The following is a 15,636-nucleotide window of genomic DNA, read 5'->3' on the forward strand; positions in this document are numbered from 1 at the left end:
CTGCTGTCGCAGTTCGTCATCTATGCCGTGCTCGGCGCCGGCGCGCTCGGCGAATTGAGCCAGGTCTGGAACGAGATTTCGGCTGCCGCCGGCGCGGCCGGGCGCATTGGCGAGCTTTTGGCGGTGAAGCCGAAGATCGTCGCGCCGCAGCCGGTCGCGGTGCTGCCGTCGCCGCCGCGCGGCGCCATCCGGTTCGATCATGTCGATTTTACCTATCCGAGCCGGCCGGACGCGCCGGCGCTGCGCGATCTGTCCTTCACCGTCGCGCCGGGCGAGACGGTCGCCATCGTCGGGCCGAGCGGGGCGGGAAAATCGACCATCTTCCAGCTTCTGTTGCGCTTCTACGATCCGGTGTCCGGCCGCATCGAACTCGATGGCGTCGACATCAAGACGGCAGATCCGGCCGAATTGCGCCGTCGCATCAGCCTGGTGCCGCAGGAACCGGTGATTTTCGCGACGAGCTTCGCCGACAACATCCGCTATGGCGAGCCGGAGGCGAGTGAAGCGGCGGTCGAGGCCGCGGCAAAAAAGGCGGCGGCGCAGGATTTCATCGCCGCCACGTCGCAGGGTTACGAGACGAAGATCGGCGAGCGCGGCGTCACGCTCTCCGGCGGCGAACGCCAGCGCCTCGCCATCGCCCGCGCGATCCTGCGGCAATCGCCGGTGCTGCTGCTCGATGAGGCGACCTCGGCCCTCGATGCGGCGAGCGAGGGTCTCGTCCAGCACGCGCTCGAAGAATTGAAGCACGGCCGCACCACCCTCGTCATCGCGCACCGGCTGGCGACGGTGCTCTCGGCTGACCGGATTCTGGTGCTCGATGCCGGCCGCATCGTCGAAGAGGGCACGCATCAATCGCTGGTCGCCAAGGACGGGCTTTACGCCAAGCTTGCCCGCATGCAATTCGAGACCGGCGCGCAGGCGCTGAGCGGCGCGCAAGACGCGGCGGCGGAATAGCTTGCCGCCGGCCGTCATTTCCCGCTAAAGGCTGCTCGCTTTCGGACATCGGACAATTTCATGGGTTTCAAATGCGGCATCGTCGGTCTGCCGAATGTCGGCAAATCGACGCTTTTCAACGCGCTGACGCAAACCGCGGCGGCACAGGCGGCGAATTATCCGTTCTGCACCATCGAGCCGAATGTCGGCGACGTGGCCGTGCCCGACCCGCGGCTCGATGTGCTGGCCGCGATCGCCCATTCAAAAGAGATCATTCCGACCCGGCTCACCTTCGTCGATATCGCCGGCCTCGTGCGCGGCGCCTCGAAAGGCGAGGGGCTCGGCAACCAATTTCTCGCCAACATCCGCGAATGCGACGCCATCGCCCATGTCGTGCGTTGCTTCGAGGACGATGACATCACGCATGTCGCCGGCAAAATCGCTCCGCTCGACGATATCGAGACGATCGAGACCGAATTGATGCTGGCGGATCTCGACAGCCTCGAAAAGCGCGCCCCGGCGCTGGAAAAGAAAGCCAAAGGCGCCGACAAAGAGGCGAAGGAGACGCTCGATCTCGTCAATCGCTGCCTCGTCCTCCTGCGCGACGGCAAGCCCGCGCGGCTCGCCGCGATCAAGCCGGAAGAGCGCAAGGCCTTCGATATGCTCGGCCTCTTGAGCGCCAAGCCGGTGCTCTATGTCTGCAATGTCGAGGAGGCATCGGCGGACAAAGGCAATGCCTATTCGCAACAGGTGAAGGCGCGCGCGGCGGAGGAAGCCGCCGGCGCCGTCATTGTCTCGGCGGCGATCGAGAGCGAGATCGCGCTGCTGCCAGGGCCGGATCAAAAGGATTATCTGGAGGCGGTGGGGCTCGCGGAGCCCGGCCTCAACCGCGTCATCCGCGCCGGTTATGCGCTCTTGCATCTCATCACCTATTTCACCGTCGGACCCAAGGAAACCCGTGCCTGGACGATCGAGCAGGGCACTAAGGCGCCCCAGGCGGCGGGGGTCATTCACAGCGATTTCGAGAAGGGCTTCATCCGCGCCGAGACGATTTCCTTCGACGATTACGTCGCCTCGAACGGCGAAGCCGGTGCCCGCGAGGCGGGCAAATTCCGCCTCGAAGGCAAGGATTATGTCGTCGCCGACGGCGACGTCCTGCATTTCCGTTTTGCCAATTAAAGCCTCCGCGGCGCTCAGCCCTTCCAGGGCGAATGGCGGATCACGCTGCAAAAATTGCCGCGATGGAAATGCGCGTCCTTGTCAGCCAGCACATCGGCTTTCACATTGCCGAAGGTCGTCTCCGGCTTGTGCTTGATGCCGTCGTAGAAGGCCTGGATGATATCGTCCTTGAAATGCGGTGTGCGCGGATGCGCATGGACAACGGCATCGCGCTCGGCGTTGCCATATTCCGAATAGGCGAGACCGAGCACATCCATCTCGACGCCGGCCGTCAGCAGCGCCACGACCGGGTGCATATATTGCGGAATCCCCGGCGTCGTATGCAGTGCGATGGCGGTCCAGACAAGGTCGATGTCGCTTTGCGCGATGCCGTGACGCCGCAGAAAATCCCGCGCCGCATTGGCGCCGTCGACCTCGAACCGGTCGTGCTGGCTGGCGTGCTTATGCGTCAGCCCCATGTCGTGAAACATGGCGCCCGTATAGAGCAGTTCGGCATCGAAGCTGAGACCGCGCCGCTTCCCGGCGAGGGCGCCGAAATAATAGACCCGGCTCGAATGATGGAACAAAAGCGGCGATTCGGTATCGCGCACGAGTTCGGTCACTTCGCGAGCCAATTTGCTGTCGGGTATGCGCACGCCTGCGATGTCGAGTGCCATAGCGTCTCTCCTCTCTCGATGGCTTGCGCGCAGGGTAGAAGCCGCATACTCTGTCTGCAATTGACGTATTACGGCAAATTCTGCCAAAACCCGGCGCAAACGGACGCTGTTCATGGCTGCCGCCAGAGCCATTGCCATTCTCGCGCTTCCGGGCGTGCAATTGCTGGACGTTTCCGGCCCGCTCGACGTCTTCGCCGAGGCCAATGCGCAGGCGCGCAAGGAGGTCTATCGGCCCTTGGTCGTCGGCGTCAGCCTGGCGCCAGTTCGCAGTTCGTCGGGCGTGCGCCTCATGCCCGATCGGGTTGCCGGGCCGCCGCCTGACGAAAAGATTCATACTCTGCTCGTCGCCGGATGCCCGGATATCGCCGAGCGGCCGACCGACCCGGCGCTCATCGGATGGCTGCGCGCCGTCGCAACCGGCGCGCGGCGCTACGGCTCGGTGTGCAGCGGCGCTTTTTTGCTCGCCGCCGCCGGCCTGCTCGACGGGCGCCGGGTGACGACGCATTGGGCCGTCGCCGCGCGCCTCGCCGCCCGCTATCCCGCGGTCACGGTGGACGAGGACGCCATTCATGTGCGCGACGGACGGCTGCGCACGGCAGCAGGCGTCACCGCAGGGCTTGACCTTGCTTTGGCGCTGGTCGAGGAGGACCTCGGCCGTGACATTGCGATGAAGGTCGCAAGCCAGCTCGTCATGTTTTTCAAGCGCCCCGGCGGGCAGCGCCAGTTCAGCCGCGAGGGCGCCATTGTTCCGTCCGGGCGCTCGGCCTTGCAGGAGCTGCAGCGCTGGGTCATCGCCCATCCAGCCGCGGATCATAGCATCACCGCATTGGCCAAGCGGACAGAGCTGAGCCCGCGCCATTTCGCCCGGCTGTTCCGCGGCGAGGTCGGCGTGAGCCCCGCCGCCTGGGTCGAGAGCATCAGAATTGCCGCGGCGCGGCAGATGCTTGAATCCGGACGCGAGGCGCCGAAACAGGTCGCGGCGCGCTGCGGTTTTGCCGATGCCGATACGTTGCGGCGCGCCTTTTCGCGCCATGTCGGGGTGACCCCGGCCGAATATCGCAAGCGCTATGCGCAGGCGGCGCGTTGAGGTTAACCGCGCCGCCGCCTTGACGGCTCTTCGATCGCCGGTGCTAGATGGCCGCGCGGTTGGAGATCGGTCATGTGCGAGACATGCGGCTTTCCTTCGTCTAAGCACGGACTGGCGCTGCTGCGCCGCGATGTGCTCGCCTTCGGCCTCGGCGCCGCGGCGCTCTCTGCGGCACCCGCCTTCCTGGCGCCGGCTTTCGTGACATCGGCCTGGGCGAAAGAGCCGGGGCCGCCGCCGAAGCCGCAAAACGTCGTCTCGCCGGCTGAAGCGCTCGCACGGCTCAAGGCCGGCAATCAGCGCTATGTCGACGGCGTCGCGAAACGCCACGATTTCGTCGCCGAACGCGAGGCGCTCGTCGGCGGGCAGAATCCCTTCGCCGGGATTCTCAGTTGCGCGGATTCGCGTGTTGCGCCGGAATATGCGTTCGATACGTCGCGCGGCGATCTCTTCGTCGTTCGCGTCGCCGGCAATTTCGTCAACACCGACAATCTCGCAAGCTTCGAATATGCGGTGGCGGTGTTGAAGACGCCGCTGATCCTCGTGCTCGGGCATGAGTCCTGCGGCGCCGTCAAGGCCGCGATCGAGGCGGTCAAAGACAAGGCGACGTTCCCCGGCCACATCCAGGATCTGACGACAAGCCTCGCGCCGGCGGTGACAGCGGTTCTCGATCGGCCCGGCGACCTTCTCGAAAATGCGACGCAGGAAAATGTCCGCCGCAATGTCGAAGCGCTGAAGGCCGCGACCCCGGTACTCAGCGCCGCCGTCGCCGAACAGCGCCTCGCGGTCGCCGGCGGGATTTATCGGCTCGCAACCGGCGAAGTCGAGATCATCGCGTAAACGTGAACGGTCCGTTCCCGCAGGGTTTCGGTTTTTTCCGCAGCCGCTATAAGCGACGCGATGACATCGATTATGTCCGGTAGGGCCGGCGTTCGTTCGGGCGGTGGCGTATTTCTCGACGGCTTGGCGTCGATCGGCATGACCTTCCTAGGGATGCGACTCTTTCCCAGCTTGCGCACGGTCGAGACGTTGGAATAGCGGAAGGGCATGAAGGTGACGGCTTCGATTTTGGCGGCTCTGGGCTTCGTTGCGATGGGCAAACCGGCCCAGGCGGCCGCCGTATGGCCCGACACGTTTCGCGGCCGGCTCGAAGCCTGGGCCCTGATCGAGACCTTGAACGCGACTTTGCTTGCCTCGAACAGCGCGACCAAGACGCTCGAAGCCTGGTGCGGGACGCATCACATGGCCAAAGATGCCGTGCTGCATGCACGCTTGCGCCGCGATGTGCACAAGCCGATCACGCCGGAGCAGCGCGCCCGGCTCAAGATCGGAGCGGACGAGCCCGTGATCTATCGCCGCGTCGATCTCGCCTGCGGCGACTATGTCCTGTCGCAGGCGGACAATTGGTATGTGCCGGGGCGCCTGCAACCGGCGATGGAAAAGGCGCTCGAGACGAGCGACGTTCCGTTCGGCCGCGCTATCCAGACTCTGCATCCGCGCCGCCAGACCTTTGGCGTCGATGTGCTGTGGAAACCCTTGCCGGACGGCTGGGAACTGACCCCGCCGCCCGATCATCTCGGCGCAAATCTGACGATCCCGCCGGTGCTCTTCGAACATCATGCCATCGTCTATTCCGCCGACGGCCGGCCGATCTCGGAGGTCGACGAGCATTATACGAGCGCGATCCTCGATTTTCTCCACGCGAAGTGAGCGCGATGTTCCGGCACCGGATCGTTGCGGTCGCCGGCGCCGTCTTGCTCGTTCTCATTGCCGCCAGCGGCTTCTGGTGGCTGCACCGGGTCAATCATCGCGACGATCTCTGGCATCACGTCAATGACGAATGCGTGCCGGATCAGACGGCGCATGGCGATCCGGCGCCTTGCGCGTTCGTGGCGCTCGGCCAAGGTGTGGCGCGCGGCTTTGCGGTCTACAAGGACCGCGTCGGCGCGACGCAATTTTTATTAATCCCGACGCGGAAAGTTTCAGGGATCGACGATCCCGATCTGTTATTGCCCGGCGGCCCGAATTACTGGGCGGCGGCCTGGCAGGCGCGCGCCTATGTCGAAAAGGCGGCGAAGCGCAACATTCCCTGGGATGCTATCGCGCTTGCAATCAATTCCGCATTGGCGCGCAGCCAGGATCAGTTGCATATCCACATCGATTGCGTTCAGCCCGATGTGCGGGCGGCGCTCATCAAACATATGAACGAGATCGGCACGCGCTGGACGCCGTTTCCGGTCGAATTGCACGGCCTGCCTTACCTGGCACGGCGGCTCGCGGCGACCGATCTCGTGACGCAGGACCCGTTCAAGCTGCTGGCGCGCGACGTGCCCGGCGCGGCGCAGGATATGCGCGATGAAACCTTGGCGCTTGTCGGCGCCGATTTCGGCAGCGGCGAAAAAGGCTTCGTTCTGCTCGCAGGGCATGCTGATCTCGCCAAGATGCGCTTTACGCATGCCGCCAACCTGCTCGATCACGCCTGCAGGCTGCTTCGAGCGAATTAGCCCGCCGCCTGCGTCACGAGCTTGGTGACGAGATAGGCGTCCATCGCCTCGGGGCCGCCTTCGCTGCCGTAGCCGCTGTCCTTGACGCCGCCGATCGGCAATTCGGGCGAACTCAAATGCGAATCGTTGATCGCTACCATGCCGGCTTCGATCTGGCGCGCCAGCGCGTCGGCTGTCGCCGCGGATGAGGTGAAGGCGTAGGAGGCAAGACCATAGGCCAGCCGGTTTGCTTCTGTGATTGCCTCCTCGAACGTCTCGAAGGCATTGACCAGCGCGATCGGCCCGAACGGTTCCTCATTCATCGCCCGCGCATTCGTCGGTACATGCGCAAGCACCGTCGGCGCAAAGAAATAACCCTTGTTGCCGAGGCGATGACCGCCGGTCACGAGCTTGGCGCCGTTTTCGACCGCGTCAGCGACGAAGGTCTCGAGCGCCGCGATGCGGCGCGGATTGGCCAGCGGGCCGATGTCGGTAGCGGGGTCCGCTCCATCGCCGATTTTCATCGCCTGCGCCGCCGCGGCGAAGCGCGTCAGAAAGCTCTGGTAGACATCGCGCTGGACGAGGAAGCGCGTCGGTGCGGTGCAGGCTTGGCCGGCATTGCGGAATTTGCGGGCGAGGAGCACGCGCAGCGCGACATCGAGGTCCGCATCGGCAAAGACGATCGCCGGCGCATGGCCGCCAAGTTCCATCGTTGCGCGCTTCATATGCGCGCCGGCGAGGGCGGCAAGCTCTTTGCCGACGGCGGTCGAGCCGGTGAAGGAGATCTTGCGGATCGCCGGATGCGGAATGAGATATTGGGAAATCTCTGCCGGCACGCCGAAGACGAGATTGACCACGCCCGGCGGCACGCCCGCATCGGCTACGGCGCGGATGAATTGTGCGGGCGAACCAGGCGCTTCCTCGGGCGCCTTGACGATCATGGAACAGCCGGCCGCCAGCGCCGCGCCGAGCTTGCGGGCGATCTGGTTGATCGGAAAGTTCCAGGGCGTGAAGGCGGCGACCGGACCGACCGGCTCCTTCAACACGAGATTGGTAATGTCCGGCGCGCGCGCCGGCACGGTGCGGCCATAGGCGCGGCGCGCCTCGTCCGCAAACCAGTCGAGCGTATCGGCGGCAACGCCGATCTCGACTTTGGCTTCCTTGAGCGGCTTGCCTTGCTCGCCCGTCATGATCACGGCGATGGATTCGATCCGCTCGCGCAGCAAAGCCGCGGCGCGGCGCAAAATCTTGCCGCGCTCGAACGCCGACGTGTCACGCCAGGCGGCAAAGCCCTTTTGCGCGGCCGAGAGCGCGGCATCGAGGTCGGCCGTCTCCGCCCGCGCTACCGTGCCGATCACCTCTTCCGTCGCCGGATTGATCACTTCGAGACGGCGGCCCGCCGCGCCGGCCTGCCATCGGCCATCGATATAAAGCAGAACGTCCATACGACTCTTTCGCTGCGGCGCCTTTAGAGCATGTTCCGAAAAAGTTGCACGACTTTTTCGGCGAAAGGCCATGCTCCAACATGATGACTTGGCGCGATTTCTGCCGGGCGGATGCTTCCGTCCGGCCGGAAAGCGCGCTGGCCGCCGGGGGGTCTGCGCTGCATATAGTATGAGCCGGGGCGTTTCGCCGCCTGAATCGTGCGTAACGTGGCAAGGATCCGGTTTTCCGGAGTGGTCCCGCTCATAATCCGGTCATGGCGCGAAGGAGGCCTTCAGCGGCGCGACGGACTGCGGCAGGACTTGATCCGATCGGGCGCCTGCGAGCCAGGTGGCGGCGGCGGCGCGGCCGTGATCGCGGAGCGTCTTGAGGAAGGTCCAATCGAGATTGGTGGCATTGGCTTCGGCGAGGCCGTCGAACGTCTCTTCCGCGGCGATCTGATGGATCGCGAGCCGGCGCAGCTTGCGGCCTTCGCTCGACAGCAGGCCCGAGAGGTGTTGGCTGCGGCCGATACGGCGTTCGAGGGTTTCGAGCTCGGCCTGGAGCGACGCATTGAAGGTGATCTGGTCGAGCCGGCGCAGGATTTCGCGCGCGCTCGTCGGCGTCTCGGCGCTGAGCAGGGGGGTGATTCGCACGATCAGCAGGTCCGCGACTGCGCTGGCGGAGACAAGATCGAGCAGCGGCGGATTGGCTGAATAGCCGCCGTCCCAATAGGCGACCTCGTCGATCGTCACCGCATGGTGGTAGAGCGGCAGGCAGGCGGAGGCGAGGACGGCCTCGGCATTGATCTCGCTGCCACGGAAGATGTGCGCGCGCCCGTCGGCGACGCGCGTCGCGGCGACAAGCAGTTCGACCGGCGAAGCAAACTTCAGTCGTTCGAAATCCACTTCCTCGTTCAACAGCACGCGCAGCGGATTCACATCGAGCGGATTATATTGATAGGGTGAGAGCAGGCGTGTGAAGAGCGAAAAGGTGCCGGCTGCTCCGCCGGGCGCGAAATGCGCCGTCACGCCAAACGGGCCGAAGGCGGCCGTGCGGCTCAGCCGCTCCCAGAAACGGGCGAGTTTTTCGCGCGCCGCGTCGCGCCCTCCGGCTGCGAGACCATCGGCGAGAAGCACCGCGTTGAAGGCCCCCGCCGATGTGCCGCTGACCGTGTCGAAGTCCATCTCGCCCGATTCGAGCAGGCGATCGAGTACGCCCCAGGTGAAGGCGCCGAACGAGCCGCCGCCCTGCAGGGCCAATGACAGACGCGGCGGCGGCCAAGCGCCATTGTGGCGACCGAAGGCCGTCTCCAATGTCTGCCCCAATGTATCGAAGAGGTTCATTCCTGCGCTCCGCATTTCTCGCGGACCGCGCATCCCATTGCCGGGGCGACGGTCCGCGCCGAACGCTCCATATAGTGCATTGCAATATGGATTGCGATGGTGCGCAAATGTCTCAATATATGTGGAATTCACATGACGTTACGAGATCCATAGGGTAATTCATGTGGCAAATCTTGGCACATTTCTGTGCAATGCAGCATAAGTCTTTGATATCGGCATGTTTTGGTTAAAGGCTCGCTTGCGCGCGCCCGACATGGCGTCGCCAAGCGTCCCGGCCTATGGTAGCGGCACGCCCGACCTTTTGAGCCATTCTCGCGTCATGTCCCTGCACAATCGTCCGGTGAAAGCCGGAGACCATGTCTTTCTCGTCGACGGATCGTCGTTCATTTTCCGCGCCTATTTCCAGTCGATTCGGCAAGATGCGAAGTACAATTACCGTTCGGATCGATTGCCGACCGGCGCGGTGCGGCTCTTCTGCAACAAGCTCTTTCAGTTCGTGCGCGAAGGCGCGGCCGGCCTTCAGCCGACGCATCTTGGCATCATCTTCGACAAATCGGAGAATTCGTTTCGCCGCGAGATCTATCCGCCCTACAAGGCCAATCGATCCGAGCCGCCGGAAGATTTGATTCCGCAATTTCCGCTGATGCGCGCCGCCGTGCGCGCCTTCGGCCTCGTGCCGATCGAGCAGGATCGCTACGAGGCGGACGATCTCATCGCGACTTATGCCTGCGAAGCGCGGGCACGCGGCGCCGATGTGCTCATCATCTCCGCCGACAAGGACTTGATGCAGCTCATCCGGGACGGCGTCGCAATGTATGATCCGGCTTCCGGCGAAGCCGGCGCCAAGGGCGCGCGCGAAGAGCGGCGCATCGGTCTTGCCGAAGTGCAGGATTATTTCGGCGTGCCGCCGGAGAAGGTCATCGACGTGCAGGCGCTCGCCGGCGATTCGACCGACAATGTGCCGGGCGCGCGCGGCATCGGCGTCAAGACCGCGGCGCAGCTCATCAATGAATATGGCGATCTCGACACACTGCTGGCGCGGGCCGGCGAAATCAAGCAGCCGAAGCGCCGCGAAATCCTGACTGCGCCGGAAAGCGTCGAACTCATCAAAATTTCAAAACAGCTTGTCACGCTCGACTGCAACGTCGCGCTCGACGTGCCGCTCGATGATCTGGGTCTGGAGCCGCCCGACGGCAGGACGCTCGTCGGCTTCATGAAGGCGATGGAATTCACCACCATTACCAAGCGCGCAGCGGAGATCTATGGCGTTGCCGGAGACACGATCGAAGCCGATCCGGCTTTCGTCGGCCCGGCGGGCTGGCGCGGCCGCGACGGCGCGGTCATCGAAACCGTCGAGGCGATCGAGCAAGCCGAGGAGAAGATCGAGGAAGCGGCACCCGCCCTATCCGGCCCGCGCAAGAACGCGCGCTATGGCGAGGCGCCGCAGCGCCAGATCGCGCCATCCGGCCCTGCCGAACTTGCCGCCGCACGCGCAGCCTTGGCGCTCGTCACGCCGTTCGATCGCAGCGCCTACAAGACGGTCACGGATCTCGCCGCGCTCGATGCTTTGATCGCCGCGGCCTTCGATGCCGGGCGTGTCGCGATCGATACCGAGACCTCGTCGCTCGACCCGATGCAGGCCGAGCTTGTCGGCATTTCGCTTTGCGTCACGGACGGGCAGGGCGCCTATGTGCCGCTGCGCCATCGCGGCGAAGGCGCCGGCGATCTCTTCGGCGGCGATGCGCTCCTGCCGGGGCAGCTTCCGGCAGACGAGGTGCTCGCGCATCTGAAGCCGCTGCTTGAATCCGAAAGCGTCGTGAAAATCGCCCATAACGCCAAGTTCGACGCGCTCGTCTTCCGGCAGCACGGTATTTTTATGCGGCCGCTCGACGACACCTTGCTGCTCTCCTATGTGCTCGACGCCGGCCTCACCGATCACGGCATGGATGTGCTGAGCGAGAAATTCTTCCGCCATAAGCCGCTCGCTTTCGGCGAGGTTGCAGGCTCCGGCCGCAGCTTCATCGGCTTTGCCCGTGTGCCGATCGATAAGGCGACGGAATATTCGGCCGAAGATGCCGATGTGACGCTGCGGCTCTGGAACGTGCTGAGGCCGCGCTTGCCGGCCGAGCGTATGAGCCAAGTCTATGAGACCTTGGAACGGCCGATGGTCGAGACTTTGGCGCGCATGGAAGCGCGCGGGATCTCCATAGACCGGGCGATGCTTTCGCGCCTTTCGGGTGAATTCGCGCAGGATATGGCGCGTCTCGAAGCGGCGATCTTCGAACTCGCCGGCGAGAGCTTCAACCTCGGCTCGCCAAAGCAATTGGGCGATATTCTGTTTGGCAAAATGGGTCTGCCCGGCGCGAGGAAAACCGCGACCGGCGCCTGGTCGACCGCCGCCGGCGTGCTCGAAGATCTGGCCGAGGAGGGCAATCAATTCGCCGCGCGCATTCTCGATTGGCGCCAGCTTGCGAAGCTCAAATCGACCTATACCGACGCGCTGCCGGGCTATGTCAATCCGCGCACCCACCGCGTGCATACGTCCTACGCGCTCGCCGCGACGACGACGGGCCGGCTCTCCTCGTCCGAACCCAATTTGCAGAACATTCCCGTGCGGACCGAGGCCGGACGCAAAATCCGCCGCGCCTTCATCGCGGCGCCGGGACACAAGCTCGTCTCGGCGGATTATTCGCAGATCGAGTTGCGGCTTTTGGCGCATATCGCCGACATTCCGCAATTGCGCCAGGCCTTCGCCGACGGCCTCGATATTCATGCCATGACAGCCTCGGAAATGTTCGGCGTGCCGGTCGAAGGCATGCCGCCGGACGTGCGCCGCCGTGCCAAGGCGATCAATTTCGGCATCATCTACGGCATTTCGTCGTTCGGCCTCGCCAACCAGCTCGGCATTCCGCGCGAGGAAGCGGGCGCCTACATCAAGCAATATTTCGAGCGCTTCCCCGGCATACGCGCCTATATCGACGGGACGAAGAGCGTCGCCCGCGCGCAAGGCTATGTGACGACGATTTTCGGCCGCAAATGTCATTATCCGCGCATCACCGCCTCGAATCCGTCGGAGCGCGCCTTCAATGAGCGCGCCGCGATCAATGCGCCGATCCAGGGCTCCGCTGCCGATATCATCCGCCGTGCCATGGTGCGGATGGATGCAGCATTGGCGAAGGCGGGTCTTTCCGCGCAAATGCTGTTGCAGGTGCATGACGAACTCGTCTTCGAAGTGCCGGATGCCGAGGTCGAGCCGACGATCGCTCTCGTGCGCAAAGTGATGGAAGACGCGCCGCATCCGGCGGTGCAGCTCTCGGTGCCTTTGCAGGTCGAGGCCAAGGCGGCGCAGAACTGGGACGAGGCGCATTGAACCAAGCCGCACCGCCCTTTTGGGTCGCGCTGCCTTTCGCCGGCCTGCTGCTGTCGATTGCGCTTGGGCCTCTTCTCGCGCGGCGGCTCTGGCATGTGCATTACGGCTGGGCGGCGGCGGCCTGGGCGGGTCTCGCTCTCGCCCTCATGCTCGCGACCGAAGGCGCCGGCGCGACACGGACGGCGCTCGCGGCCACAATGTTCGAAGATTATCTGCCCTTCATCCTGATGCTTTTTGCGCTTTACGCGACCGCGGGCGGCGTCGTGGTTTCGGATTTCGATCGCGCGACGCCGCGGCTCAATACGCTGCTGCTGGCGCTCGGAACCGTCGCCTCAGGATTGATCGGCGCGACAGGCGCCTCGATGATTCTCATCCGCCCGCTGCTTCAGGCGAATGCCAAGCGGCACTATAAAGCGCATGTCGTCATCTTCTTCATCTTTCTCGTCGCCAACATCGGCGGCGTGCTCACGCCGCTCGGCAATCCGCCGCTCTTCTTCGGCTTTCTGTCCGGCGTCGATTTCTTTTGGCCGTTGCGCACATTGTGGCCGCATCTCCTGCTGACCGCCGTGTTGGTGCTCGGCATATTCTATTTGATCGATCGTTATTTCACGCAGCGGGAATTGAAGTTGCACGGCGGGGCGACCGGCAATGGCGAAATGCCGTATCTCGCCATTCGCGGCCTGCCCAATCTCGCGCTGATATTAGCCGCGGTCTGCATCATTCTGCTCAGCGCCGTTTGGCATCCGGGCATCGCCTTCGATGTCTTTGGCGCGAAGCTAGAACTGCAAAATATTCTGCGCGACGGGGCGCTGGCCATCATCGGCCTCGTTTCGCTCGCCATCACGCCGGAGGCCGATCGCGCCGCCAATCATTTCTCCTGGGAGCCGCTCGAAGAAGTCGCCAAGCTTTTTGCCGCGATCTTCGTCACGATCATTCCCGTCATGCAGATGCTCGCCGCGAATTCGCACGGGCCGTTCGCGTCCGTCATCGCGCTTTTGCAGCACGCCGACGGCCGTCCGAACAACGCCGCCTATTTCTGGGCGTCGGGGCTCCTCTCGTCGTTCCTCGACAACGGACCGACGTATCTCGTCTTCTTCACTGCCGCAGGCGGGCATGCGGCAACGCTGATGGGGCCGCTGACCAAGACCTTGGAGGCGATCTCCGTTGGCTCGGTCTTCATGGGGGCGCTGACCTATATCGGCAATGCGCCGAATTTCATCATCTACGCTTTGGCGCGCCGCGGGCGCGTCGATATGCCGGGATTCTTCGGCTATATTCTCTGGTCCGTCGCGATCCTGGTGCCGGTGTTCATCCTGGTTACGGCAATTTTTTTCCGCTAGGGCGAGGCGGTCATTCCGCCTTGTCCTCTTTCAACTCGTGCCTCATCATCAGCGGCACTTGCGCGAGCGTGAAGAGGAAGATCAGGATCACGACGCCAGGGAATTTGAACGCCACCCAGACATTGTTCGATTGCGTGCGCCAGATGACCTCGTTGAGGATCGCGAGCGCAAGGAAGAACAGGCCCCAGCGCAGCGTCAGGATGCGCCAGCCTTCCTCGGTCAGCGGCATGGCATTGTCGAGAACCACTTCGAGGATCGGCTTTTTCAGATAGAGGCCGCCGAGCAAAGCGAGGCCGAAGACGGCATAAAGGATTGTCGGCTTCATCTTGATGAAGCGCGGGTCCTGAAAATAGATCGTCAGCGCGCCGAAGATCACGACCAGGATCGCGGTGACAAGCGGCATGACCGGCAGACGGCGTATTTGCGCGTAAGATACCGCGAGGGCGATCAGCACCGCGGGGATCAGCACCGCGGTTGCGGTGAAAAGCCCGGCATTCTCGCCGACGAGCAGATGCGCCGGCAGGACAAGATGCGCATAGGGCGCGAAAAGCTTCGGCCGCGCATTGGCGAAAAAGAAAAGGATCAGCGGCCCGAGTTCGAGCGTCATTTTCAACCAGGGCGACGTGGCCGGCTTGGCGGCGGCGGGCTTCTCTTTAATTTCTGTCATTGGGGTCCAATGCTCATTCGTCGAGCCCGGCGATGGCGCGGGCAAAATCGCGTGCGGTGAAGGATTCAAGATCGTCGGCGCCTTCGCCGACGCCGATGAAATGGATCGGCAAGTCGAATTTTTCGGCGATGGCGACAAGGATGCCGCCACGTGCCGTACCGTCGAGCTTGGTCATCACAAGGCCGGTGACCCCCGCGGCACGGCCGAAGATCTCGACCTGGCTCAGCGCGTTCTGGCCGACGGTCGCGTCGAGCACGAGCAGAACCGCGTGCGGCGCCTCGGGGTCGAGCTTCTTCATCACCCGGATGATTTTCTCGAGTTCGGCCATCAGTTCGGTGCGGTTCTGCAGCCGCCCGGCCGTATCCATAATCAGTAGATCGGCGCCCTTTTCTCGCGCGGCCTTCAAGGCGTCGAAGCCGAGGCCGGCGGCGTCGCCGCCGCTCTCGCGCGCGATGACCTCGCAGCCGAGCCGGGCGCCCCAGATGCGCAATTGCTCGATCGCGGCGGCGCGGAACGTATCGCCCGCAGCGAGCACGACCTTAAGCCCGTCGCGCGAAAATTTGGCGGCGAGTTTGCCGATGGTCGTCGTCTTGCCGGAGCCGTTGACGCCGATGACGAGAATGACGAAGGGCCGCTTGCTCCGATCGATTTCGAGCGGCCGGGCGAGCGGGCCGAGCACTTTCTCGATTTCGGCGGCGAGAATGTCTTTCACCTCGCCGGCGCTGACGTTTTTGTCGTAGCGGCCCTTGCCGACCGCCTCGGTGATCCTGAGCGCCGCCGTGGCGCCGAGATCGGCGCGGATCAACACGTCTTCGAGATCTTGCAGTGTGTCGGCATCGAGCTTGCGCTTCGAGAAGATGTCGCTGATGCTGCCGCCGATCGCTTGCGACGAGCGCGAGAGACCCTGTTGCAGCCGCTGCCACCACGAGCGCTTCGGCGCGGCCTCGACGGCCTCTGTGGGTAGGGGGGCCGCGGGCGGCGCGGCAGGCTCAGCCTCGGGCGGGGGCGCCGCCTGCGTCACCGTGTCGGCAGCCGCACTGTCAGGGCGCGCGGCCGCCTCCTGACGGCCACGCAGCCGGTCGAAAAAGGAGCGCTTTGCGGCTCCCGGCTTCTCTGCATCCGCCAATTTACACCCAATTCCGCGGCCTCGGCTGCG

General features: G+C 64.2%; 13 protein-coding genes. 8 read left to right on the forward strand and 5 right to left on the reverse strand.

All coding sequences use genetic code 11. The features are described 5' to 3' along the window. Together Q0025_RS13540 and ychF are read left to right on the forward strand one after the other, a co-directional pair. Positions 1 to 954 (forward strand): ATP-binding cassette domain-containing protein (locus Q0025_RS13540; protein ID WP_297300013.1); only part of this gene is annotated, 954 nt, incomplete at its 5' end. 60 nt (positions 955 to 1,014) lie between these two features. Continuing rightward, on the forward strand, positions 1,015 to 2,112 hold the full coding sequence (gene ychF / locus Q0025_RS13545) for a redox-regulated ATPase YchF (RefSeq protein WP_297300015.1): 1,098 nt from the start codon (positions 1,015 to 1,017) through the stop codon (positions 2,110 to 2,112). A gap of 14 nt (positions 2,113 to 2,126) precedes the next feature. On the opposite strand, the gene Q0025_RS13550 is transcribed toward ychF, so the two are convergent. Then, complete coding sequence (locus Q0025_RS13550; protein ID WP_297300017.1) at positions 2,127 to 2,768, reverse strand: HD domain-containing protein; 642 nt, start codon at positions 2,766 to 2,768, stop codon at positions 2,127 to 2,129. Positions 2,769 to 2,880: 112 nt separating this feature from the next. Here Q0025_RS13550 and Q0025_RS13555 point away from each other — a divergent pair, with 112 nt between their 5' ends. From Q0025_RS13555 to Q0025_RS13570, 4 genes are all read left to right on the forward strand, one after another. Further along, positions 2,881 to 3,855 (forward strand): helix-turn-helix domain-containing protein, encoded by a 975-nt coding sequence (locus tag Q0025_RS13555; RefSeq protein WP_297300020.1) that lies wholly within the window; start codon positions 2,881 to 2,883, stop codon positions 3,853 to 3,855. Between the two features lie 72 nt (positions 3,856 to 3,927). Continuing rightward, positions 3,928 to 4,692 carry a carbonic anhydrase gene (locus tag Q0025_RS13560; protein WP_297300022.1) on the forward strand — a complete coding sequence of 255 codons (765 nt, stop codon included), beginning with the start codon at positions 3,928 to 3,930 and terminating at the stop codon, positions 4,690 to 4,692. 207 nt (positions 4,693 to 4,899) lie between these two features. After that, positions 4,900 to 5,562, forward strand: a complete 663-nt coding sequence (locus tag Q0025_RS13565) for a hypothetical protein (protein ID WP_297300024.1) — start codon at positions 4,900 to 4,902, stop codon at positions 5,560 to 5,562. A 5-nt stretch (positions 5,563 to 5,567) separates the two neighbouring features. Then, complete coding sequence (locus tag Q0025_RS13570; protein WP_297300026.1) at positions 5,568 to 6,356, forward strand: CDP-diacylglycerol diphosphatase; 789 nt, start codon at positions 5,568 to 5,570, stop codon at positions 6,354 to 6,356. Here Q0025_RS13570 and Q0025_RS13575 read toward each other — a convergent pair. Beyond that, on the reverse strand, positions 6,353 to 7,780 hold the full coding sequence (locus Q0025_RS13575; protein ID WP_297300027.1) for an NAD-dependent succinate-semialdehyde dehydrogenase: 1,428 nt from the start codon (positions 7,778 to 7,780) through the stop codon (positions 6,353 to 6,355). The two genes, Q0025_RS13570 and Q0025_RS13575, sit on opposite strands and share 4 nt — an antisense overlap. Before the next feature lie 252 nt (positions 7,781 to 8,032). Next, entirely contained in the window at positions 8,033 to 9,103 is a 1,071-nt protein-coding gene (locus tag Q0025_RS13580; protein WP_297300029.1) for a patatin-like phospholipase family protein, read from the reverse strand. Between the two features lie 319 nt (positions 9,104 to 9,422). Here Q0025_RS13580 and polA point away from each other — a divergent pair, with 319 nt between their 5' ends. Beyond that, entirely contained in the window at positions 9,423 to 12,473 is a 3,051-nt protein-coding gene (gene polA / locus Q0025_RS13585) for a DNA polymerase I (RefSeq protein ID WP_297300035.1), read from the forward strand. Then, entirely contained in the window at positions 12,470 to 13,813 is a 1,344-nt protein-coding gene (locus Q0025_RS13590; RefSeq protein ID WP_297300031.1) for a sodium:proton antiporter, read from the forward strand. The genes polA and Q0025_RS13590 overlap by 4 nt, the downstream gene beginning before the upstream one ends. Before the next feature lie 10 nt (positions 13,814 to 13,823). Here the strand turns inward: Q0025_RS13590 and Q0025_RS13595 are convergent, their stop codons facing one another. Both Q0025_RS13595 and ftsY read right to left on the reverse strand, forming a co-directional pair. Then, on the reverse strand, positions 13,824 to 14,480 hold the full coding sequence (locus tag Q0025_RS13595; protein WP_297300033.1) for a septation protein A: 657 nt from the start codon (positions 14,478 to 14,480) through the stop codon (positions 13,824 to 13,826). Between the two features lie 13 nt (positions 14,481 to 14,493). Continuing rightward, positions 14,494 to 15,618 (reverse strand): signal recognition particle-docking protein FtsY, encoded by a 1,125-nt coding sequence (ftsY, locus tag Q0025_RS13600; RefSeq protein WP_366939471.1) that lies wholly within the window; start codon positions 15,616 to 15,618, stop codon positions 14,494 to 14,496. Between the last annotated feature and the right edge of the window lie 18 nt (positions 15,619 to 15,636).

Origin of the sequence: uncultured Methylovirgula sp., from assembly GCF_947646745.1 — a bacterium.
GTDB lineage: Bacteria > Pseudomonadota > Alphaproteobacteria > Rhizobiales > Beijerinckiaceae > Methylovirgula.

What these genes read in the sequence shown, in the direction of transcription:
- Q0025_RS13570 (WP_297300026.1), top strand. Translation starts at nt 5,568, where the DNA reads ATGTTCCGGCACCGGATCGTTGCGGTCGCCGGCGCCGTCTTGCTCGTT.
- ychF (WP_297300015.1), top strand. Translation starts at nt 1,015, where the DNA reads ATGGGTTTCAAATGCGGCATCGTCGGTCTGCCGAATGTCGGCAAATCG.
- Q0025_RS13550 (WP_297300017.1), bottom strand. Translation starts at nt 2,768, where the DNA reads ATGGCACTCGACATCGCAGGCGTGCGCATACCCGACAGCAAATTGGCT.
- Q0025_RS13565 (WP_297300024.1), top strand. Translation starts at nt 4,900, where the DNA reads ATGAAGGTGACGGCTTCGATTTTGGCGGCTCTGGGCTTCGTTGCGATG.
- polA (WP_297300035.1), top strand. Translation starts at nt 9,423, where the DNA reads ATGTCCCTGCACAATCGTCCGGTGAAAGCCGGAGACCATGTCTTTCTC.
- Q0025_RS13560 (WP_297300022.1), top strand. Translation starts at nt 3,928, where the DNA reads ATGTGCGAGACATGCGGCTTTCCTTCGTCTAAGCACGGACTGGCGCTG.
- Q0025_RS13555 (WP_297300020.1), top strand. Translation starts at nt 2,881, where the DNA reads ATGGCTGCCGCCAGAGCCATTGCCATTCTCGCGCTTCCGGGCGTGCAA.
- Q0025_RS13575 (WP_297300027.1), bottom strand. Translation starts at nt 7,780, where the DNA reads ATGGACGTTCTGCTTTATATCGATGGCCGATGGCAGGCCGGCGCGGCG.
- Q0025_RS13595 (WP_297300033.1), bottom strand. Translation starts at nt 14,480, where the DNA reads ATGACAGAAATTAAAGAGAAGCCCGCCGCCGCCAAGCCGGCCACGTCG.
- Q0025_RS13580 (WP_297300029.1), bottom strand. Translation starts at nt 9,103, where the DNA reads ATGAACCTCTTCGATACATTGGGGCAGACATTGGAGACGGCCTTCGGT.